Origin of the sequence: Streptomyces sp. NEAU-YJ-81 (assembly GCF_017592595.1) — a bacterium.
Taxonomy (GTDB): domain Bacteria; phylum Actinomycetota; class Actinomycetes; order Streptomycetales; family Streptomycetaceae; genus Streptomyces; species Streptomyces hygroscopicus_B.
On record NZ_JAGFNO010000029.1, the window covers coordinates 43,425 to 63,749 of the forward strand.

Sequence of the window (20,325 nt, forward strand, 5' to 3'; positions counted from 1 at the left end):
CTACTTCAGGCCATATGCACGAATGACCGTTTGATCGATTCGATTGCCGTCGGCGTCGGCGGCCTGGACGCGCAGGCTGACGAAGCCGTTGGTGGCGCCGAGCGGGGGATGGCCGACCGTGGCCCGGTAGCCCGTGCCGGAGCGGGTGAGCTCGACCTTCTTCCAGGTCGTGCCGTCGTCGTAGGACGCCCATGCCTTCGCGCCGGTGAGCTTCGCGGCGTCAGCGCCCTCTTGGTGGCGAGGGGTCACGCCGAAGCCGAACTTTCGCCCCGCCCTGGCCTGGCCGAGCAGGTCCACACCGAGGTCGTAGTCGATGGAGAGAAGGGGGAGGGCCGTCGCCTGGGCGGTGTGCGCGGAGGCGAAGTCCCATCGCGTACTGGTCCTGGTCGAGTACGCCGACCAGTCGGCCTTTCGCCGGGCGTCGATCGTCAGCCGGTACGCGGCCTTTCCGGCGGGCACCTGGAAGGTGCCGGAGCCGTACGGGGCCTCGCCGACCGGCTTGCCGTCCGCGTACAGGTTCGTCTTCACCGTGTCGAACCCCTGGGCGACCCCGCCCGAGGAGCCGTAGTGGCCGGGGCCGGAATCGGCGAACTCCGGGATGGCGAGGGTGAGTTCATCGCCCTCGCGCTGCGAGACACCGAACTCGGCGGCGGTCGTCGGACGGATCACGGGCGCCAGCCAGTCCACCGTCTGCTTCGTCCCGGGCCGATACGTCACCAGTGGCGACCACTGCCGTCCGGCGCCGCTGTCGTAGTCCTGCTTGACGGTGCGCCAGACGCGGGTGCCGGGGTCGGCGGTGTAGTACTCGGTGCGCTGGGTTCCCAGCGGCACGTCGTACGCCGACTCCAGCGAGAAGAGCTGGTAGGGGCGGAAGGTGTGGGTGGCCTCGGTGCCGATCCGCCCCTTCACCCCGCCGTGGTAGCGGGCCGTGACCTTGGTGGTGTTGCGGCTGTCGACGGGGTACGTGAGGTCCTCGCCGATGGCGTCGGTTTCCGGCAGCAACACGTCGTACATGAACGGGCTGACCGCGGTGCCGCCGAGTTCGACGGTCACCTTGCCCTTGCCGCCGTCCGCGGTGAGCAGGGAGAGCAGCCGGTCGCCCTCCTCGCCGGGCACGGACATGACGGGGATCGTCGCGCTGTCGACCGCGGTGATCCACAGGCCGGCCGTCGTCTTGCGGTACACGATGGCGTACGCGGCGCCCGCCTTGGTGGCGTTGGCGACGGCGTCCTGCGGCCATTCGTCGGGCGCCAGGCCCATCAGCACGGCCTTGCCCTTCACATCCAGGTCCTCGAAGTCCTCGGGCGTACCGGCACCGGCCGACACCAGCCGCACCTTGTGCTTACCGTCGATCTTGACGGGCCAGCCGGTGTACGTATTCGCGTAGTCCGGGTTCAGCGCCATCCGTTCGGGGCTGGTGACGCTCGCGGACAGCTCGGTCTTCTCCAGCCGCCACCTGGTGTAGAACTCGAAGAGGCCGTCGGTGACCTTCTCGGTCGGCGCCGCGTAGATGTGCTTCTTCCACTTGCCCATGATGTAGGTCAGGCCGAAGGAACTGCCGCCCTCGCGCTCCCGGTGCCAGGAGGTCGTGACGCCCTGGGATTCGACGTCCTTCTCCTTGGTCTGTGGCTTGATCTCGACGGCCTTGCGGGCGTCGAGGGTGAGGGAGGTGTCGCCCGTCAGCTCGATCTGCGGATCGCCCACGATGCTCGTCGCGACCTCGTGCCTGCCGCTGTCGAGCACCGGGATCCAGGTGGCGAGGGAGTATGTGCCGGCCGGGAGCTGGAAGGAGTCGGAGCCGCGCATGTAGCCGAACTGGTTCTGGCTCGCGTCGCCGAGCTCCTGGAGGGTGAAGAGCGCGCTCGGTGCCTGGTTGCCCTGCCGGTCCAGCAGCGTGACCTTGAGGTCGTAGAGCTTCTCGCCCTTCTCGTAGGCGACGGCCGTGGTCACCTTGACCGCGCCGCCCGCGCCGTCGTCGCCGGTCGCCGTGATGAACCCGGCGTGGCGGCCCTTGTCCGCCTTGACCGGGTCGACGGTGACCGGGACCTTGACGGCGCCGTTCGCGGGCACGGTCACGGTGTCGGAGCCGAGCGAGAGGGAGTCGCCGCCGACCGAGGACGCCAGCTTCAGCGTCACCGGCTTCGCGGTGGCGTTGGTGTACCTGATGGTCCTGGCGTCGGGCTTGTCGGCGTCGTACGCGTACTGGCCGTAGCTGAGGGTCGGGGTCCCGAAGACGCCCTGGGTGGCCGCGCGCGGTACGTCGACCCGGCCGTCGCCCTGGGTGAAGGGGCCGTCCGCCGCACTGGTCTTGGCGGTGCTGGCCAGGGCCTCCTTGAGCTGCGCGCCGGTCCAGTCGGGGTGGACCTCCGCGACGATCGCCGCCGCGCCCGCGACATGCGGCGTCGCCATGGAGGTGCCGCTCGCCGTGGTGTAGAGGTCGTCGACCGGCGTGCCCATGGACGTACCGGCCGCGCGGGCCGCCGTGATGTCCACACCCGGCGCGGTGATCTCGGGCTTGACCGCGTAGTCGCCGGAGCGCGGCCCACGGCTGGAGAAGGTGGCCCACTTGTCGGACGTGTCGACGGCGCCGACGGTGAGGGCCGAGTCGGCGATGCCGGGAGTCTCCACGGTCCCTTCGAACGGTCCGGAGTTGCCCGCCGCGATCACGAACAGCGCCCCGGAGGACGCCGACAACTGGTCGACCGCCTCGCTCAGCGGGTCCGAGGGGCCGGACGCCGGTCCGCCGAGCGACATGGAGATGATCTTCGCGCCGGACGACGCGGCCCACTCCATGCCCTCGATGATCCACGACGAGTAGCCCTCGCCCGCGTCGTTCATCACCTTGCCGACCAGCAGCTTCGCGCCCGGCGCCACGCCCTTGTACTTCCCGCCGGATCCGGCGCCGCCGCCCGCGATGGTGTCCGCCACATGGGTGCCGTGGCCGTGGCCGTCCGTTACGGTCTGGTCCGGGACGAAGCTCTTGGAGTCCTCGACGGCATCCTTGACGTCCGGATGCGTGGTGTCGATGCCGGTGTCCAGCACGGCGACCTTCACGCCCTGGCCGTCGTATCCGGCCTTCCACATCTCCGGGGCGCCGATCTGCGGGACGCTGACGTCGAGCGACGCCTTGACCTTCCGGTCCAGCCAGATCTTCCGTAACCCCTTGTCATGGCTGATGTCGGCCCAGAAGCCCGCCGCGTCGGCCTTCCTGGCGCTGAACGCCGCGCCGTCCACGCTGGGCAGGCTGAGGGTCTTGCGCGCGCCCTCGGGGGCCGGGTGCGCGGCCTTGGTGCGATAGGTGGCGATGACCGGGATCGAGCCGGTCTTCTTGTCGTCGTAGCCCTGTTTGACGAGCTGTGTGATGTTGAACAGGCCCGCGTCGAGCTTGTTCGCGGAGAGCAGCCGGAGAGCGTCGACCGGGACGACGCTGATCTCCTTGCCCTTCTGGTTGGCCACGAATTCCACCGACTCGCGGCCCGCGCCTCGTTTCACCTCCACGGCGTACTTTCCGTCGGCGCCGGTGGTGACGCTGACCGTGTCGCCGGTGATCAGGGTGACCGTGTGCTGCTGCGTACGGACCGGTGGGGCCTCCGCGGCGGCCTGGGACGGCCGCCCGCTGGCCACCGGGGCGGCCATGGCGCCCATCACACCGGCGGCGCCCACCACAGCCAAGAAGCGACGCAATCTTCGCATCGGCTGGCTTCCTCCCTCATCGCATCCGACTCTCCTGTCGGAAGGTGCGATCAGAGTGGTGGCCGTAAGCGGATGTGCTCAAGGGAATCCTGTGGCCGGGGCGTGCCAATGCCCTGATCGGCCACAGGAGTCAGGGAACAGCAGAGGAGCGCGGGGGCGTGTTACGGATGGCGCCGCTCGATCACGTCTGCTCGATCACGTCTGCTCGATCACGTTTGCTTGATCATGTCCGCGCACTTCTCGCCGATCATCATCGTCGTGATGCACGGATTGACGGCGATGAGATACGGCATCGCCGAGCCGTCCGCGACCCGCAGCCCCGTCACGCCCTTGACCCTCAGCCGCGGATCGAGCGGGGCGTCCGGGTCCTCGGGCGCGCCCATCCGCACGGTGCACGCCGGGTGGTAGACGGTGTTGTGGGTCTCGCGGATGTAGGCCGCCAGCTCGTCCTCGCTGTGCACATCGGGTCCGGGGGTCAGTTCGGCGCCCGCCCACAGGGCCAGCGCGGGCCGGGCGGCGATCTTGCGGGCGAGCAGCAGACCGCGGGTCATGATGTCGATGTCGTAGGGGTCGGTGAAGTAGCGGGGGTCGACGCGCGCCTTGTCGCGGAAGTCGCGGGTGGCCAGCCGCACGGTGCCCCGGGAGCGGGCGCGGGTGACGTTCGGCGTGAGGCAGAAGGCGTTCTCCGAAGTGGGGTAGCCACGGCGGTAGGTGTTCATGTCGAAGGGCGTCGCGCCGTAGTGGAACATCAGGTCCGGGCGGTCCAGGTCGGGCTCGGTGGCGGCGAAGATGCCGATCTCCCACCACTGGGTGGACGTGTTGATCATGGGCTGCTCGGCGTTCCACATGATGACGCCCTCGGGGTGGTCCTGGAGGTTGCCACCGACCCCGGGGGAGTCTACGAGCACCTCCACCCCCGTCTCCCGCAGATGTCCGGCGGGGCCGATACCGGAGAGCATCAGCAGCTTCGGGGTGTCGATGGCACCGCAGGAGACGATGACCTCGCGGCGGGCGTGCACCCGCAGGGTGTGGATCAGATCGGGGGAGAGGTACTCGACGCCGGTGCAGCGCAGGTTCTCGTCCAGAACCAGCCGTTTGGCCTGCAGTCCGGTGCGCACCTCCAGATTGGGCCGGGAGTCCATGACGGGGTGGAGATAGGCGACCGAGGCGGAGCAGCGGGTGCCGTCCTCGCGGGCGTTGATCTGGAACCAGTTGGCGCCGCGCACCACCGTCGTCCCGGTGTTGAACGGGGCGATCGGGATGCCCGCCTCCTCGCAGGCCGCCAGCACCGCCCGGCCGCACGGGTCCTCGGGCGGCACGGTGCGGATCCGGACCGGGCCGCCGCGGCCGTGGTGGTCGCCGGGCGCGTCGTTGTCCTCCAGGCGCTGGTAGAGCGGGAAGCAGTCGGCGGCCGACCAGCCGTCCAGGCCCATGGCGGCCCATTCGTCGAGGTCCTCGGCGGGGGCCCAGAAGGCGATGCAGGAGTTGTGCGAGGAGCAGCCGCCGAGCACCTTGGCGCGGGCGTGGCGCAGAAAGCTGTTGCCCTTCTCCTGCGGTTCGACCGGGTAGTCCCAGTCGTAGCCGGACCCCAGCAGCCACATCCAGCGGTTCAGCCGCAGGATGTTGTCGTCCCCGACGTCGGACGGGCCCGCCTCCAGCAGGCAGACGCTCACCGAGGGGTCCTCGGACAGCCGCGACGCGACGACCGATCCGGCCGTACCGCCGCCGACCACCACGAAGTCGAACTGGTCCACGGGCCTCTCCTCACGGGGTGGTGGCGGCCGCGTGTTCGGCGAGCACACCCGTACGGGTCCGCTGGACGAACCAGTAGTAGGTGAAGCCGCCCAGTGCGACCACGCCGACGAACAGGACCGCCCCCCAGCGCAGATACCAGTGCTGCGGTCCGGTGGCGTTGTAGACCTGGGCCCGGGGCCAGGCGAGGTTGACGGTCATCGCGGTGCCCCACAGCACGGCCAGCACATTGACCGGCAGCCCCAGCCGCCCCAGCGAGAAGCGGCCCTCGGCCGGTTGCCATTCGCCCTTCAGCCGCCGTACCAGCATGGGCAGGGTGACCATCAGATACGCGAAGTAGATCATGATGATCGCGATGCTGGTGACCACGGAGAAGATCTGCGGCTGGTTGATGTTGAGGACCAGGATCGCGATGGCCACCAGCCCGATCAGGATCGCCGGCAGCAGCGGTGTCTGGAACCGCGGATGGACCCGGGCCAGCCGGGAGCCGCCGGGCAGGTTGTTGTCCCGGGCCATGGCGAACATCAGCCGGATGGCGGCGGTGTGCACGGCCAGCGCGCATACGCTGATCGCGATGACCACGCACCACAGCACCATCAGGCCCACGCCGTGGCCGAGCGCGGAGAGCACCACGAACTGCAGACCGTCCGCCGCCAGCCGTTTGTCCCGCGGATTCGGCACCGCCATGAGCGCGAAGAGCAGGATGAGCCCGCCGAGGGCGAACGACGCCACCAGCGCCCGCAGGATGGCGTGTGGCGCGTTACGGCCCGGGTCCACGGACTCCTCACCCAGCGAGGACGCCGTGTCGAAGCCGTACATCACATACGCCGAGGCGAGCGAGGCGGTGAGGAACGCGCCGAGATAGCCCAGCGATTGGCCCTGGCCATGGCCGAAGGTGTCCAGCGTCACGGACGGGCCGCGGGCGATGTTCGCGGCCAGCAGCAGGATCAGCACGACCGTGGCGATCAGCTCGATGGCCACGCCCGCGGAGTTGATACGGGCCATCAGCTTCACCCCGAAGCCGTTGATCACCATGGTGAACAGGATCAGCACACTGCCGAGCAGCACCGCGTTGGCCGCGCGCTCGGTCCCGGTGGAACCGTCGCCGATGAACTGGAACAACGAGGAGATCTGCGGCAGCGTCACCTGGTACGCGAGCGCCACGGCCGCCAGCGACACCATCGAGGCCGTCATCATCATCCAGCCGCCCAGCCAGCCCACATGTGGACCACCCAGCAGCTTGGACCAGTTGTAGACCGAACCGGCCACCGGATAGCGGCCGGCCAGCTCGGCGAAGCTCAGCGCCACCATAAGCTGCCCGCTGAACACCATCGGCCATGACCACCAGTACGCCGGGCCGCCGTGCGCGACACCGAAGTAGAAGAGCTGGAAGGTGCCGGTCAGGATGGAGATGTAGCTGATCCCGGCGGCGAAGGTGTGGAAGTTGCCCAGGGTGCGCTTGAGTTCCGGGCGGTAGCCGAGTTCGGCGAGCGAGTCGTCGTCATGCGAACCGTCCGGCTTGGGCTTCGGCGGCGGTTCTGCCGACTCGCTCGCCGTCATTCGAACCACCGCTGCGGACGGGGCGCGGTGTTGCGCCAGATGTGCTTGAGCTCCTGGTACTCGTGCAGCCCCGACGGGCCCAGCTCACGGCCGATACCGGACTGCTTCATCCCGCCCCACTCGGCCTGCGGGACATACGGATGGAAGTCGTTGATCCATACGGTCCCGGCCCGCAGCCGGGACGCCACCCGCTGCGCCTTCTCCGCGTCCTGCGTCCACACCCCGCCCGCCAGGCCGTACACCGTGTCATTGCCGAGCGCGACCGCCTCGTCCTCGTCCCGGAACCGCTCCACGGTGAGCACCGGGCCGAAGGATTCCTCCTGCACCACGGACATGTCCGGGGTGCAGTCGTCCAGGACGGTCGGCAGGTAGTAGTAGCCCTTCTCCAGGTCAGGATCATCGGGCGGGGTCCCGCCGCAGCGCAGCACCGCGCCCTCGTCGATCCCCGCCGCCACATAGTCGGCGATCTTCTGGCGGTGCTCGGCGGAGATCAGCGGCCCGGTGCGGGCGTGCTCGTCGAACGGCCCGCCCAGCCGGATGTTCCGGGCGCGATGGACGATCTCGTCGACGAACGCGTCATGGAGCTGCTCCTGGACCAGCAGCCGGGCACCGGCCGAGCAGACCTGCCCGGAGTGCAGGAACACCGCCGTGAGCGCGTAGTCGACCGCGGTGTCGAAATCGCAGTCGGTGAAGACGATATTGGGGTTCTTGCCGCCCAGCTCCAGGGCCAGCTTCTTCACCGTGGGCGCGACGGCCGACATGATCCAGCGCCCGGTGACCACCCCGCCGGTGAACGACACCATGTCCACCCGTTCGTCCGTGACCAGCGGCGCGCCCGCGGTGGCCCCCGAACCCAGGATCAGATTGGCGGCGCCACCGGGCAGCCCGGCCTCCGTCAGCAGCCGCATCAGATGGATCGCGGTGTGCGGGGTCAGCTCGCTGGGCTTGAGGACGAAGGTGTTCCCGGCGGCCAGCGCGGGCGCCACCTTCCAGGCCGTCTGCAGCAGCGGGTAGTTCCACGGCGTGATCAGCACACACACCCCGACCGGTTCGTGCACCACCCTGCTGTCGATCTCCGCGCTGCCCACCTCCATCACACGGCCGGCCCCGGCGGAGGAGGCGAGGTTGCCGAAGTAGCGGAAGCAGTTCGCGATGTCGTCGAGGTCGTACTCGCTCTCGACCATCCGCTTCCCGGTGTCCAGGGACTCGGCGCGGGCGAGCGTCGGCTTCTCGCGCTCCAGCAGATCGGCCACCCGCAGCAGCAGCGCGCCCCGGTCGGCGGCCGGGGCGCCGGGCCACGATCCGCGGTCGAAGGCGTCCCGGGCGGCCGCCACCGCGGCGGCGGCGTCGCCTGGCCCCGCCTCGTCGACCACGGCGACCAGCGAGCCGTCCGCCGGACAGCGGATCTCGCGGCTGTGTCCGTCGAGGGCGGTCGTCCAGTGGCCGCCGATGAACAGCTCCGGCATGGGCTCCTCCGGGCTCGGACGACAGGGCCGGTCCCGAGGTGGATCCGTCGACGCACCCGGCTGGCCCACACACTGAGCGTAAGTGGCACCGGTCACCCTCGCACGGCGTAGGGAAGCCGCGGGCGCGGCGGGGATGCGAGCGGATGCCCCGGCGGCCCCGGGGGCCCCGGCGGGATCGGCGAGCCTGGCGGGATCGGCGAGCCCGGCCGGGGTGCGCCGGGGGCCCGGCGGGGTCGGCGGGATCGGCGAGATCGGCCGGGGCGCGCCGGGGGTCGTCGCCGGGCTACGGGTCGCCGAGGCCGTGTGCATCGCGGCCCGGTCTGCGGCACGCGCGGGCAGGACGCAAGCGACCGCGGCCGGGCGCGAGGGGTCGGGGCGACGGGTGCTCCGGGAAACCATCTTCCGGCGGGACGTGTGATCGGACGTGTGAGCGGCACAATCCCTGGCATGGTCAACGCGTCCGAAGCCCACCGCGGCCCCGAAGCCCACCGCGGCCCCGAAGCCCACCTTGGCGCCGAGCTCCACCGCGGTCCCGAAGTCCACCGTGGCTCCGAAGCCGACCATGGGCCCGAAGCCCATCGCGGCCCCGAAGCCCACCTTGGCTCCGAGCCCAACCGCGGGCTCGAAGCCCACCGCGGTCCCGAATCCCACGGCGCCCTCGCCGACGAGCTGCTCGCCGTCCTCGATCCGCTGCCCTTCCCACGCCGGATGCGGGAGTTGGCCGGGCGGGCGAGGGCGGCCAGTGCCGAGGGGCGGCTGGGTGTGCTGATCGAGGGGCTGGAGCGGCGCGGGACGTACGAGCGGCGGCTGGCGGCCGTGGCCGCGGCCGCCGGTGGGCGGACCGCCCATCTCGCGGCGCGGCTCGCGGACCCGGACCCCGTGGTGCGGCACCGCGCCCTCGACACCGCCCGCCGCGGCGGCCCCGGCGCGATCGCGGACGACGCGCTGGAGGCGGCCTTCGAGGACGCGCCCGCCACCGTACGGCGCGAACTGGTGCGCACCGTCGTGGCCGGGCGGCGCACCGCGCTCGCGGACCGGCTGATCGAGCCGTTCCGGGAGCGCTGGGGCGACAGCGAGGCCGCCCGCCTCCTCCCCGGATGCGGAGCGGAGACCGTGGCGCGACTGCTGCCCGGGCTGTTCCATGCCGTCCGCGCCTGGCGGCCCCTCGTCGCCCGCCACCCCGTGGCCGTCCTGGACGAGGCGGCGCGCCAACTCACCGCGCTGCCCGCACCGCTGCGCGCCGACTGGTGGACCCGTTACGCGCCCTGTGTGGCGCTCGCCGCGCCCGCCCGGCCCCAGCGGGTGCTGGAGCTGCTGGAGGACCACTGCCAGGGCCCGCTGCCCGCCTCCGTACGGGCCCGGCTGTCCGCGCTGGTGGCCGCCGAGCCCGGCTCCACGCTGCGGCTGCTGCTCGCCCCCGAGCACAGCGGCACCCGGCACCGGCTGGACCGGGCCGTGCTGCGCCGGATCGTCCGCGCCGACCCGCCCGAGCTCGCCGAGCTGGGCCGGGCCCTGCGGCACGACGCCGACGCCCTCGCCCGGCTGCTGGCCGCGCTGCCGCCCGCCCGCCGCGCCGCGTTCTACGACGCGGCCACCGACGGACGCGACCCCGCCCACGCCGTCATCGAACCCGCCGTGCTCGAGGTCCTGCCGCGCCCCCGCCGCCAGGCCGAGGCCCGCCGGATGGCCGCCCAGGCGCGCGAGCGCGGCGCGCCCTGGACCACCGTCCTGGAGTCGGTGGCCCATCTGCCGGTCGAGGAGGCGCGCGAGGAGCTGCTGGCCGCCGTGCGCCGCTCCTCGGCCGAGGACCGCGCCCTGGCCTATCCGCTGCTGATCCAGTGCGTCGCCCGCTCCGGCGACCCGGACGCCGTCACCGACCTGCTGCACCTGCTGGAGCGGCTGCGGGGCGAGCAGGACCCGGTGCGCTCCGCGGCGCTCGGCGCGCTCGCCCGCACCCACCCCGCGCTGTTCACCGACGACGCCGCCGAGCAGCTCGACCGCATCGCCGCCGAGGCGATCTCCGCCCGCGACTCCTCCTCCGCCACCCGCCAGGCGCTGCGCCACCTCGCCGTGGCGCTGCTGCGCGAACACGCCGTCACCGGGCGGCGGCAGTTGCTGGGGTGGGCGCTGCGCACCCTCACCCGGCTCGCGGGCAGCGTCGGCGCCGCCGACCTGGGCCGCCTCGACCACCAGCTGCGGCGCGGCCAGGAGCAGGCGGTGTTCGAGGCGCTGCGGCCCTGGCTGGAAGCGGGCGCTGAACGGGTCGACCACGAGCTGACCTTCGCCCTCGCCCGCTCCCTCGGACGGCGCGCCCACGCCCTGCCCGAGCTGCAGGAACTCCTATGGCAGGCCATCTCGTTCGGCAGCGACGCGACGGTCCGCACCGCCATCGGGCTGTGGCTGGAACCACCGGCGGAGCGGGACGCCCGCGTGGCCGAGCTGCTGACCCACGAGCCCTCGGCGGCCGTGCTGCCGCCCGTCCTGGCCGTGCTGACCCGCCGTCGCACCGATCTGCTCGACCTCGTCCTCGACGAAACCCCGCCGTATGGGCGCTTTCTCACCCACGGCACCCACTGGACCCCGCCCACCGGCCGGAACACCGGCCGCTGGCTGCCCCGCCAACAGGCCGCCGCCGCCCGCCTCCTGGACCGCGCCGCCGCCGACACCTCCCAACGGCCGCAGCAGCGGGCGGCAGCCATCGCCGACGCCGCGCTGATCCCCGGCACCGGCGCGGCCACCGTCCGGACCTGGGCCGACGCCCCGGATGTGGTCCTGGCCGAGGCCGCGCTCGCCGCCCTCGCCCGGACCGACCGCCCCGGGGACGCCCTGCCCGCCCTGCTGGCCCACGCGGGCGGCGACCGGGCCCGGGTGGCGGTGTACGCGGCCACCAGGGCGGCCCGGTACGCCGAGCCGTCACGGCTGGTGCGGCTGGTCCGTGGGGTGCTCGCGCCGGACGGGGTCGCCACGGCCGTACCGCCCGTCCCCGCGAAGGTCACCAGCCGTAAGGAGGCCGTCCGGCTCGCCGCCACCCTGCTCCCGGTGACCGACGCCGCCGCGCTGCTCGCCGATGCCTTCGAACTGCCCGGCCAGCACCCCGATGTGCAGGCCGCCTGCGTCGCCTTCGCCACCCGGCCGCTCGACGCCGAACGCGCCTGGGAGTTGCTGACCGCCGCCGCGAGCGGACGGCGCGAACTGCGCCACGCAGTGCTGCACACCCGCCCGCTGGACCTCCCCGAGGCGCACCGCGGCCGCTACGCCCAACTCATACGCGTCGTCTGCGACACCGACGACCCCGAGGTGGCGGCGGCCGGATACGGGGCGCTGGCCGGGTGGTCACCGTGGGCGCCGGACGCCGCGGCCGTGCTGGTCGCGGCCGTCACCGACCTGGGCAACCGGGCGAGCTGGCGGCCCGCCGCCGACGCCCTGCTGGACCTGATGGCCGCGGCACCTGACGGGTCGCCCGGCGACAACCCGCTGGCCTGGGCGCTCGCCGCGCTGGTCACCGCCGACGCCCGGCCCGGCGGCCCCGACGCCGAACCGGACCGGGACCGCCCTGCCCGCCGCCGTATCCAGCACCTCGCCGACCGGCTCGCCACCCGGGCCCGGATGCGGCCCCGCGTGACCCGGCGCACCGCGCGGGCCGCGGGTGAACTCCTCGCCGGATACGAGACGTTCGTCCAGGAGGCCGCCCATGTGCTGGTGAACGCCCTCGACCTGGACGCCCGCCCTGGCCCGCTGTCCGCCGGGCTCGCCCGCCTCGCCCGGCTGCACACCACCCGCCCCGCGCTCGCCGTCCGCACCGCCGACGCCCTGCGCCGACGGCTGAACACCGCGCTGCGGCCGGGCTCCGACGCCGGTCTGCTGCGTGCCGCGGGACAGCTCGACGAGGACGGGGGCCATGCCTCCGGGCTGTTCGCCGCGACCCTTACCGAGGTGGGCGGGGCGCGTACGGAATGGGCGGAGCCCTGGCGGGAACGGGTGCGCTCACTGCGCGACCATCCGCACGCGGATGTCCGGGACGCGGCGCTGTGGCTGACGACGACGGTGGAGTGAAGACGGTATCGCCGGTGGGGCGGGACGGCGTCGCCGGTGGAGTGAGATGGCGTCGCCGGTGGGGCGGGACGGCGCCGCCGCCGGGTGCTCAGTCGCTCAGTCGCTCGGGTGCCAGGAGCCGTCGGTGTAGTCGTAGGCGTACTGCGGGCGTTCCTTGATGCTGCTGGTGCGGAACGGCGAGCCGTGGTCGTCGATCCGCAGCGTCCCCGAGCGGCCGCCGCTCGTCCAGTCCAGCTCCAGGTACCAACTGCAGTCGCAGCCGGCCGTCCGGGCGTTGACGAGCAGCACCTCCGGGTCGGAGGCCGAGACGCGGTAGGGGAAGCGGACGGCGGGAATCGGCTTGCCCGCGTCGTTGCCCTCGGTGGGGCGGGCCAGCGGACGGGCGGCGTCCAGATTCACCGAGAAGGCGCGCGGGGTGAGGGAGCCCCCGCAGCCGTTGTCCATGGCGAACGACGACCACGCGAGCGGGGTGCGGCGGCCCACGACCCGTACGTGCAGGGCCTGCAGGACGACGGCCGACGAGGCCCGGCCCTGCACCGTGACCTCGACGTTGGTGGTCCCGCCGTGCACCGCGCCATGGGCGGCGGCCCAGGTCGGGGCGTCCTGCTCGGTGGGCGGCGGGGCGACCTCGGACGGGCGCCGGTCGATGAGATAGCGATGGCCGCAGCCGTTCTCCCAGACGTGGGAACGGGTGGAGAGGGTGAGCGGGACCTGGGTGGAGCCGCCGCCGTCCGGGCCCTTGGAGGTGCCGGGCGCGGGGGAGCCGGAGGCGCCCCCATTGGCTCTCTGCTCCTTGCCGCGCTCGCCCTTACCGTCCTTCTCGTCGCCGCGCGGTTGGCCGGACGCGTCGTCGCCGTCCGTCTTCTGACGGTCCAGATGCCCGCGGGCGGTCGGCCCGGCGTGCGGCCTGGACGAGGGGGCGGCGGAGCGGGGTGAGGCCGCGGCGTCCTTACGGCCGTCCTCGCCGGGCGGCCGTACCTCGACCGCGGTGACGGCGAGCACGACGACGGCGGCGGCCCCGGCCAATAACGCCCACGGCCGCCGCGCCCGTGACACGACGGCAGTGCCGCCGTCGCTCCCCGACACCGCCTGCAACCGCCTCCGCGTGGTGGCGGCGGATCCGGCGTTGTCCGTGGGCGCGGTCTTGTCCGTGGGCGCGGCGTGGGGCTGGGCCTGCCCGGCGGCTGCGGACGGCGCCCGGGCGCCGTCGGCGCGCTCGGTGGTGTCCCCGGTGTCCCCAGTGTCCCCGGTGTCGCCGCGTTGGTGCGGATTCCTCGGATCTCCGCCCTGGTGTGCCGCCCCGCCACGGCGTGCGGAGCCATGGCCGCCCGATGAGGGGTCGGTCGCGGCGGCGGTGCGGTGTGCGGCCGGGACTCCGGACGTCGGCGTGGCCCTCGAAGCGTCGGCCGGGGTGGCGGTGCCCTGTCGTTCATCGGCGGTGTCTTGGCGCGTATCGGCTGCCGCGTACGGCTGAGCGTCGCGGGAGCGCCCACCCGCTTCCGGCCCGGTGCCGTCTCCGGCCGGGCCGGTCGGAGCGGCCGCGCCCCGGGGAGTGTCTGTCACCGGGCCCGGGCCGGAGGCGGCGACGTGCCCCCGGTGGCGGCCGGCGTCCGGGCGGGCGCGGGGAGTGGCGGCGGCGGTCCCAGAGTTGTCCGACGGGTCGTCGTCGCCTTCTCGTGCGTCGGCTGACGGGCGCGGCTCACCGTCACCGCACCGCGCGTCCGCCTCGGGTTCGGGCGCGGTGCCGTCCGCTGCCGGGCGGTCGGCCACGCCCCCGCGCGGGGCCGACGCCGTGCCGTCGGCCGCCGGTCGGCCGGTCGCGCTCTCGCGATCGGCCTCGCGTGCGCGGCGTCTGGAGGCGTCCGCGAGGATCCAGCGGCGGTGGAGGGCGAGCAGTTCCTCCGGGGTGGCGCCGCACAGCCGGGCGAAGCGCTCGACGGAGGCGTACTCCGCCGGGACCGCGTCGCCGTTGCAGTAGCGGTGCAGCGTGGACGTGCTGACGTGCAGTCGTGTGGCCAGTGAGCCGTAGCTGCGGCCCGAGCGCTCCTTCAGCGCCCGCAGTCTCTCGGCGAAGTCCTCAACCTCTTTGGCGTTCCCCACGCCACCACCCCCCCATATCGTCCCCGGCACCGCGACTTCGTCCCGTGGGCGTTCCACGGGCGCGTTCCAGGGTGTTGTCATACCCCCAAGTCAGCGTACGTGCAGGCATTCCAGCGTCCCGTATGCCCCGCCGGTCGTAGCGGCCACGGCCAGGTGGCGCACACGCTTGTCCTCCCGTCGCGACCTCCCGGTGCGGCGGCGGACCTGCACAGATCCTGAGATCGGGAAGAGACGAGGAAACACCTCATGCGCAAGCCCACGCACTCATTCCGCGGCGCCGCGCTCGGCGTGGTGGCCGCAGCCGCCGTCGTGGCCGTGGCCGGGACCGGGCCGGCCCAGGCCCACGCACCATCGGCCCGGGCGGAGGCGCAGGCGGCCGTAGCCCAGGGCACCCCCGGCCACCTCGTGCCGAGGGAGCTCCCGCCGCACCCGAGTTCGGACTGGTACGCGAGTGATGTCACTCGGGGCCTGCCCGAGACCGCTCCCTTCTGCGTGGAGAAGACCCTGCCGTCGGCCGGGGCGACCCATCGCACCTTCTGGACCGAGTACGACACCAGCGCCACCCAGATCGTGGTCAGGACCGGCACGGTGGAGGCGGCCCGCAAGCTCGCCGCCGCGGCCGAGAAGAAGATCCAGAACTGCGCCGCGGACTGGGTGCGCGACTATCCGGAGGGCACCGCCTCGGGGCGGGACTACGGCGCGCTGACGGCCGAGGACGGCGCCCATGTCTACGGCGTCCACACCTCGTACCCGGACTCGGAGCCCGGCATCCACCTCTTCGGGGTGGGGCGCGACGGCCGGACCGTCACCGTCGTGTCGTGGGGCGAGATGGGCGGCTACGACCAGGCGCCGGTGGCCGACTTCAAGCGGACCACCACGACCGCCGTGGTCAAGCTGTACCACCCGTGAGCAGGGCCTGACGGAGTCCTGACGGAGCCCTGACGGGGGCGGCGCGGGGGCCGAGGGGCCGAGGAGCCGAGGGCCGACGGGGGTGACAGGCCCGAGCGGGCCAACGGGGGGATGGGGCCGATGGCGGCTACGCGTACACACGGGGGTACGCGTGGCCGCCATCTCCGCGTGTCCCGGGCCCTGCCCAGCCCCGTACGGAGGCGACGGACCCTGGAGTGGCCGGGACCCAGTGGCGGGCCTGCCGTATCCCGTACGGAGGCGAAGAGCCCTGGAGTGGCCGAGACCCGGGGCCGGGTCTGCCGTGTCCCGTACGGAGGCGAGGGGGCCTGGGGCGGCCGAGCCCCGGGGAGGATGACGTGTCCGACGCCGCCGGAACCTCGTGGTGGAGGGTCGATCATGGGGGCGCGTGGCCGATATGGTCGAGGTACGCCGCCCCACCGGACGCCCGACCGTCGGAGGTTCCCATGCCGAACGGCTCGCTCTCCCTCGCCGCCTCCCTCTACCTGCTCTCCTACGATCCCGAGACCGGTCGGCCCACCGGTGCTCACACCGCCCTCCTCGTCCGCGCCGCCGCCCTTACCGAACTCGTTCAGCGGGGCATGCTCACCGACACCGACGGAAGCCCCTGTCCGGTGGCCGACGCCGCCACGGGAGACCGGGCGCTCGACGGGCTGCTGGAGCTGATCGGCGAATCCCGGCCGCGCAGTTGGCAGATCTGGGTGGGACATCAGCCGCGGCTGACCGAGCACGCGGTCCGCGACCAGATGGTGGCGGCCGGTTATGTGCGGGCGAAGGGGAGGCGGGTGCTGGGGCTCTTCCCGGCCAAGGAGTACACGCTGGAACGGCCCGATCAGGTGGCCGGGATGCGGGATGACGCGGTGCGCGTACTGCACGGCGAGCAGCCGGCGGCCGAAGTGTCCGAACGGGACGCGGCGTTGGTCACCCTGGCGGCGGCAGGCGAGCTGCGGGCCGTCGTGACGGCCACGGACGCCAAGGTCCGCAAGCACCGGATCCTCGAACTGGGCGAGCGCTGCGGTGGCATGGGGCCGGTACTGGAGAAGGTGATCGCCCAGGTGCGGACGGCACTCGCCGCCGCCGTCGCCACGGCCATGCTGGCGGCGACCACGGCCGCGACCGCCACCTGACCCCCTCACCGTAAGGGCGGGCTCAAGCGCTTGTACGGGCTCGCGGGTGTCCGCCGTACGGGCTTCACGGGTGTCCGCCGTACGGGCTCACGAGGTCCGTAAGGGCGGCTCACAGGTGTCCGTACGGACGGGCTCCAGGTTGTCCGTACGGGCGGTCTCACGGGTGTCCGCACGGACAGGCTCACTGGTCCGTACGGGCGGGCGGGCTACGGGTATCCGTACCGGCTCAGGCGTCTCTCAGCAGCGACGCCAGCCCCTGGTCCAGGTCGAGCTCCCCGGCCTCGCTGCCCTCGGGAACGATGGCGTACGAGCGGCCGAGGAATCTGCGGAGATCCGCGGTGTCGAACTGGACCATGGCCATGCCCTCGGGGGCATGGAACTCCAGGACCGTCCGCCGCGGTCCGCACGGCCACATCTGCACGTCTCCGCTCCCCGCCGGGCCGCGCAGCCCGGCCGAGAGCAGCTCCCGCCCGAACGTCCACTCCACGGCGGAGCCGTCGAGGGACGCGGAGGGCGGGAAGGAGACGCGGACGGCGAACGGGTCGTCCCGCTCATAGCGCAGGCACGCCGGAATCGCGCGTGACTCGGGCGTCGACGCGATGAGCTGTGCCTGGACGGCTTGATCGATGACAGTGGTCACGTCGGCTCCCTTGCGATAGGTGCGGGGCGCGTCGCCCTTTCGAGAGTTAAGACGTTTGGGCGATCAGGGCAGTGCACCCGCTTTCGACGTGACGTGCGTCACGAGTGTTTTTTCGAGGGGACATAGGGCATTTAGGCTTGCCAAACCATGCAAGGTCTCGGGGCGCCGTGCGGAGCTGTTACAGAACGGCGGCAATGACGAGGCACCCACCCCAGGGGTTGTTCCACCATGACCGAAGGTCACGCACCGCTCGACGCGGCCGCCTACACCCGTATCTACGAAGCCGAATATTCGCGTCTGCGCGGATATGCCCGAACTCTTACCGGTAACCCCTGGGTTGCCGGGGACCTGGTGGCCGAGGCGCACTACAGCGTGTGGCGCCGGCTGCGTGCCGGGCACCCGCTCGGTGCCGACGCCGTCCCCGCCGAGCTGACGAGCGCCGTAAGGGAGCTCTCGGCCGGGGCGGGGGGCTGGGGCCCGGCACAGCAGGCGTCGTACCTCGAACCGCTTGTGCAGGTCCTCCATGAGCTGCCGCAGCGCTGGGTGAAGGCGCTCTGGCTCGCCGAAGTGGACGGGCTGCCGCCGGAGGAGGTGGCGTGGCGGACCGGGGTCAGCCCGGACGGCGCGGCGGCCCTGGTGGAGCGGGTCCGTGGCAGCGTGCGCCAGGAGTTCCTGCGCGCCCAGCCCGGCTATCCGGCGAGCGCCGCGTGCGGTGAGCACTGGGAGCGGCTGCCCGGCCATGTGCAGGGCGCGGACTCCCCGGATCAGGCCGAGCGGATCGCCGTGCACATCGACGGCTGCCGGGACTGCCGGGGCCGGATGGAGCAGCTCGTGGCGGCCGACGACCGGCTGCCCGCGCTGACCGGCCCGGCGCTGCTGGCGCTGTACGACCGGGGTATGGCGCGCTTCCTGGCGCCGCTGGCGGCCGCCGCCGCGGTGGGGGCCGTAGGGGCGGCCGGAGTGGGTGCCATGGCATCCGGCGGTGCGCATGCGGCTCCCTCGAACGGGCCGCTGGTCTCGTCCCGCCGTTCCATGCACCACCTCGTCCGCGGACAGGTGCGCCAGGCGGGGCCGGTGGCGGCCGCGGCGGCCGCGGGCGGGGTGCTGCTGGTCGCGGGAGCGGCGGTCATGACGGGGCTCGCGCTGACGGACGGAGGCTCGGCGGAGGCCCAGCAACCGGCCGGGGTGTCGGCGCCGTCCATATCGGACACGTCCGACTCCTCTGATTCATCTGGCTCTTCCGCTTCATCCGGCTCGTCGTCGGCTTCGGGTACGTCCGCCACGTCCGGGGCCTCGCGGCACTCGGACGGGTCGCGGGCGGGCGCTCCGGGGGAGGCGTCCCGGAACCGGCCGTCCACGTCGAGCGTGCCCACGGGACACTCCCCGGCGGATGTGCCGTCCAGCGCCGTATCGCCCTCGCGGAAGGCGCCGTCGTCCTCTTCCTCCGCTTCGCCCTCGTCCCGGCCGTCTTCGTCCGACTCGCCCTCTTCGTCCGCTTCTTCCTCCCCGTCGGGCAGCCCGTCGCACCAGCCGACCGACGAACCGACCGGGAAGCCGACGGACGGCGGGACCAAGGACCCGGAGGGAACCCCGAGCGGGCAGCCCACGGATGAGTCGACGCAGCGGCCCACGGCCAAGCCGGCGGACCCCGGCTTCGGCTCCGGCGACTCCCGGGGCTGCGTCTCGCTCGTGGTCCGGCTCTGCGTCTCCCATTAGGCCCAGTGGGGGTGCCCGCCGGGTCTTGATGCCTGCGGCGGGCTGTTCCCCTCCCCGCCCCTTCCCTCAACTGGGGCTCCGCCCCAGACCCCGGAGTCTGGGGCGGAGCCGCCGCGTGGTCCACCGGACGCCCCGTAGCGCGTGCGGTCACCGGGGCTCAATTACGGAACGTGTCAAGTGTGTTGCCCTCCGGCGCGTAAGCTCGAAAGAGACCAATCGTCCCCGTGGGATCACCGGGGGCATGGAGGGATGACCCATGTCTTTTCGGTCACGCGAACTCTTCCCCGACCGCTCCGCACGCGATCTGTTCGGTGCGGAGATCCGCCGCCACCGCGAGAAGGCGGACATGTCGCTGCGGCGGCTGTCCGAGGTGCTGAACTACAGCAAGTCCCACCTCGCGCGGATCGAGGCGGCGGAGTCTCTGCCGTACGACGACCTACCGGCGAAGCTGGACGCGTGCTTCGGCACGGATGGGTTATTCGCGAGGCTGTACGCGCTCGCGAAGAACGAGCCGTTCCCGGGCAAGTACCGGCGAATGATCGAGTTGGAGAGCCAAGCGGTCATCATCGAGCAGTACGTGAGCGCACCGTTCCCCGGCCTTCTTCAGACACCCCAGCTCGCCGAACGCGCCCTGCGATGTGGGCACCCCCATGCTCAGGACGCGGAAATCCAGGCCATGGTGAAGGCCCGCCTAGATCGTCAGGCGGCGCTGGATCGACCCAAACCACCGCGCTGCTGGTTCATCCTCGACGAGGCCGTACTGCGCCGTCCCGTTGGCGGACATGAGGTGATGGGAGAGCAGTTGTTGTCTCTCATCAAGCGTGGGACACAGTCACACGTGACCATCCAAGTGCTGCCCTTCACCGCTGGAGACCATCCTGAGAGGGGCGGCTCTCTGACGCTGTTCACTATTCCTGGCGAGCCATTGATGGCGTACGACGAGGGCAGCCAATCCGGGATGATCATTGAGGAGCAAGAGGCTGTCGCACGACGCAGGGAGAACTACGATCTGCTCAGGGCCATGGCCCTCTCGCCTCTCGACTCGGGGGCGATGATCCGAGCCGTCATGAAGGACTGGACCCCATGCCAACCACCCCGGACCTGAGCTGCGCCGCTTGGCGTAAGAGCAGCTACAGCAACAACGACGGTGGCAATTGCGTCGAGATCGCCGACAACCTCCCGGGTCTCGTCCCGGTCCGTGACTCCAAGAACCCCGACGGCCCCGCCCTCCTGTTCCCCGCCGGATCGTGGGGCGCGTTCATAGCCTCGCTCAAGGCATAAGCTCAAACGG

At 72.4% G+C, this 20,325-nt stretch carries 12 protein-coding genes; 6 read left to right on the forward strand and 6 right to left on the reverse strand.

Annotated elements, in window-relative coordinates; all coding sequences use genetic code 11:
- From J5X86_RS39745 to J5X86_RS39760, 4 genes are all read right to left on the reverse strand, one after another.
- A complete protein-coding gene (locus J5X86_RS39745; RefSeq protein WP_208521512.1) occupies nucleotides 1-3,693 on the reverse strand; it encodes a S8 family serine peptidase in 3,693 nt (1,230 codons plus the stop codon).
- Between the two features lie 209 nt (nucleotides 3,694-3,902).
- A complete protein-coding gene (locus tag J5X86_RS39750) occupies nucleotides 3,903-5,447 on the reverse strand; it encodes a GMC family oxidoreductase (RefSeq protein WP_208521513.1) in 1,545 nt (514 codons plus the stop codon).
- Nucleotides 5,448-5,457: 10 nt separating this feature from the next.
- Nucleotides 5,458-7,005 (reverse strand): APC family permease, encoded by a 1,548-nt coding sequence (locus tag J5X86_RS39755; RefSeq protein ID WP_208521514.1) that lies wholly within the window; start codon nucleotides 7,003-7,005, stop codon nucleotides 5,458-5,460.
- Nucleotides 7,002-8,471, reverse strand: a complete 1,470-nt coding sequence (locus tag J5X86_RS39760; RefSeq protein WP_208521515.1) for an aldehyde dehydrogenase family protein — start codon at nucleotides 8,469-8,471, stop codon at nucleotides 7,002-7,004. Before J5X86_RS39760 ends, J5X86_RS39755 begins: the two co-directional genes overlap by 4 nt.
- 447 nt (nucleotides 8,472-8,918) lie before the next feature.
- On the opposite strand from J5X86_RS39760, the gene J5X86_RS39765 reads away from it, so the two are divergent.
- On the forward strand, nucleotides 8,919-12,524 hold the full coding sequence (locus tag J5X86_RS39765; protein WP_243982669.1) for a hypothetical protein: 3,606 nt from the start codon (nucleotides 8,919-8,921) through the stop codon (nucleotides 12,522-12,524).
- Nucleotides 12,525-12,620: 96 nt separating this feature from the next.
- Here J5X86_RS39765 and J5X86_RS51300 read toward each other — a convergent pair whose 3' ends face one another.
- A complete protein-coding gene (locus J5X86_RS51300; RefSeq protein WP_308124857.1) occupies nucleotides 12,621-14,624 on the reverse strand; it encodes a helix-turn-helix domain-containing protein in 2,004 nt (667 codons plus the stop codon).
- 246 nt (nucleotides 14,625-14,870) lie between these two features.
- Here J5X86_RS51300 and J5X86_RS39775 point away from each other — a divergent pair, with 246 nt between their 5' ends.
- Nucleotides 14,871-15,533: a hypothetical protein gene (locus J5X86_RS39775; protein ID WP_208521516.1), complete on the forward strand. Its 663-nt coding sequence runs from the start codon at nucleotides 14,871-14,873 to the stop codon at nucleotides 15,531-15,533.
- Nucleotides 15,534-15,997: 464 nt separating this feature from the next.
- The gene (locus J5X86_RS39780) at nucleotides 15,998-16,678 is read left to right on the forward strand and encodes a GPP34 family phosphoprotein (RefSeq protein ID WP_078640063.1); all 681 of its coding nucleotides are present in this window, start codon (nucleotides 15,998-16,000) and stop codon (nucleotides 16,676-16,678) included.
- Between the two features lie 226 nt (nucleotides 16,679-16,904).
- On the opposite strand, the gene J5X86_RS39785 is transcribed toward J5X86_RS39780, so the two are convergent.
- Nucleotides 16,905-17,318: an SsgA family sporulation/cell division regulator gene (locus J5X86_RS39785; RefSeq protein WP_014056012.1), complete on the reverse strand. Its 414-nt coding sequence runs from the start codon at nucleotides 17,316-17,318 to the stop codon at nucleotides 16,905-16,907.
- A 228-nt stretch (nucleotides 17,319-17,546) separates the two neighbouring features.
- On the opposite strand from J5X86_RS39785, the gene J5X86_RS39790 reads away from it, so the two are divergent.
- The 3 genes from J5X86_RS39790 to J5X86_RS39800 all read left to right on the forward strand — a co-directional run bounded on the left by J5X86_RS39790 (nucleotide 17,547) and on the right by J5X86_RS39800 (nucleotide 20,315).
- A complete protein-coding gene (locus tag J5X86_RS39790; RefSeq protein ID WP_208521517.1) occupies nucleotides 17,547-19,034 on the forward strand; it encodes a hypothetical protein in 1,488 nt (495 codons plus the stop codon).
- 256 nt (nucleotides 19,035-19,290) lie between these two features.
- Nucleotides 19,291-20,139: a helix-turn-helix transcriptional regulator gene (locus J5X86_RS39795; protein WP_208521518.1), complete on the forward strand. Its 849-nt coding sequence runs from the start codon at nucleotides 19,291-19,293 to the stop codon at nucleotides 20,137-20,139.
- Nucleotides 20,118-20,315, forward strand: a complete 198-nt coding sequence (locus J5X86_RS39800) for a DUF397 domain-containing protein (RefSeq protein WP_208521519.1) — start codon at nucleotides 20,118-20,120, stop codon at nucleotides 20,313-20,315. The genes J5X86_RS39795 and J5X86_RS39800 overlap by 22 nt, the downstream gene beginning before the upstream one ends.
- The last annotated feature ends 10 nt before the right edge of the window (nucleotides 20,316-20,325 follow it).

Coding starts and splice junctions, on each gene's coding strand:
- J5X86_RS39745 (WP_208521512.1), bottom strand. CDS start 3,693: ATGCGAAGATTGCGTCGCTTCTTGGCTGTGGTGGGCGCCGCCGGTGTG.
- J5X86_RS39755 (WP_208521514.1), bottom strand. CDS start 7,005: ATGACGGCGAGCGAGTCGGCAGAACCGCCGCCGAAGCCCAAGCCGGAC.
- J5X86_RS39760 (WP_208521515.1), bottom strand. CDS start 8,471: ATGCCGGAGCTGTTCATCGGCGGCCACTGGACGACCGCCCTCGACGGA.
- J5X86_RS39765 (WP_243982669.1), top strand. CDS start 8,919: ATGGTCAACGCGTCCGAAGCCCACCGCGGCCCCGAAGCCCACCGCGGC.
- J5X86_RS39775 (WP_208521516.1), top strand. CDS start 14,871: ATGCGCAAGCCCACGCACTCATTCCGCGGCGCCGCGCTCGGCGTGGTG.
- J5X86_RS39780 (WP_078640063.1), top strand. CDS start 15,998: ATGCCGAACGGCTCGCTCTCCCTCGCCGCCTCCCTCTACCTGCTCTCC.
- J5X86_RS39790 (WP_208521517.1), top strand. CDS start 17,547: ATGACCGAAGGTCACGCACCGCTCGACGCGGCCGCCTACACCCGTATC.
- J5X86_RS39795 (WP_208521518.1), top strand. CDS start 19,291: ATGTCTTTTCGGTCACGCGAACTCTTCCCCGACCGCTCCGCACGCGAT.
- J5X86_RS39800 (WP_208521519.1), top strand. CDS start 20,118: ATGCCAACCACCCCGGACCTGAGCTGCGCCGCTTGGCGTAAGAGCAGC.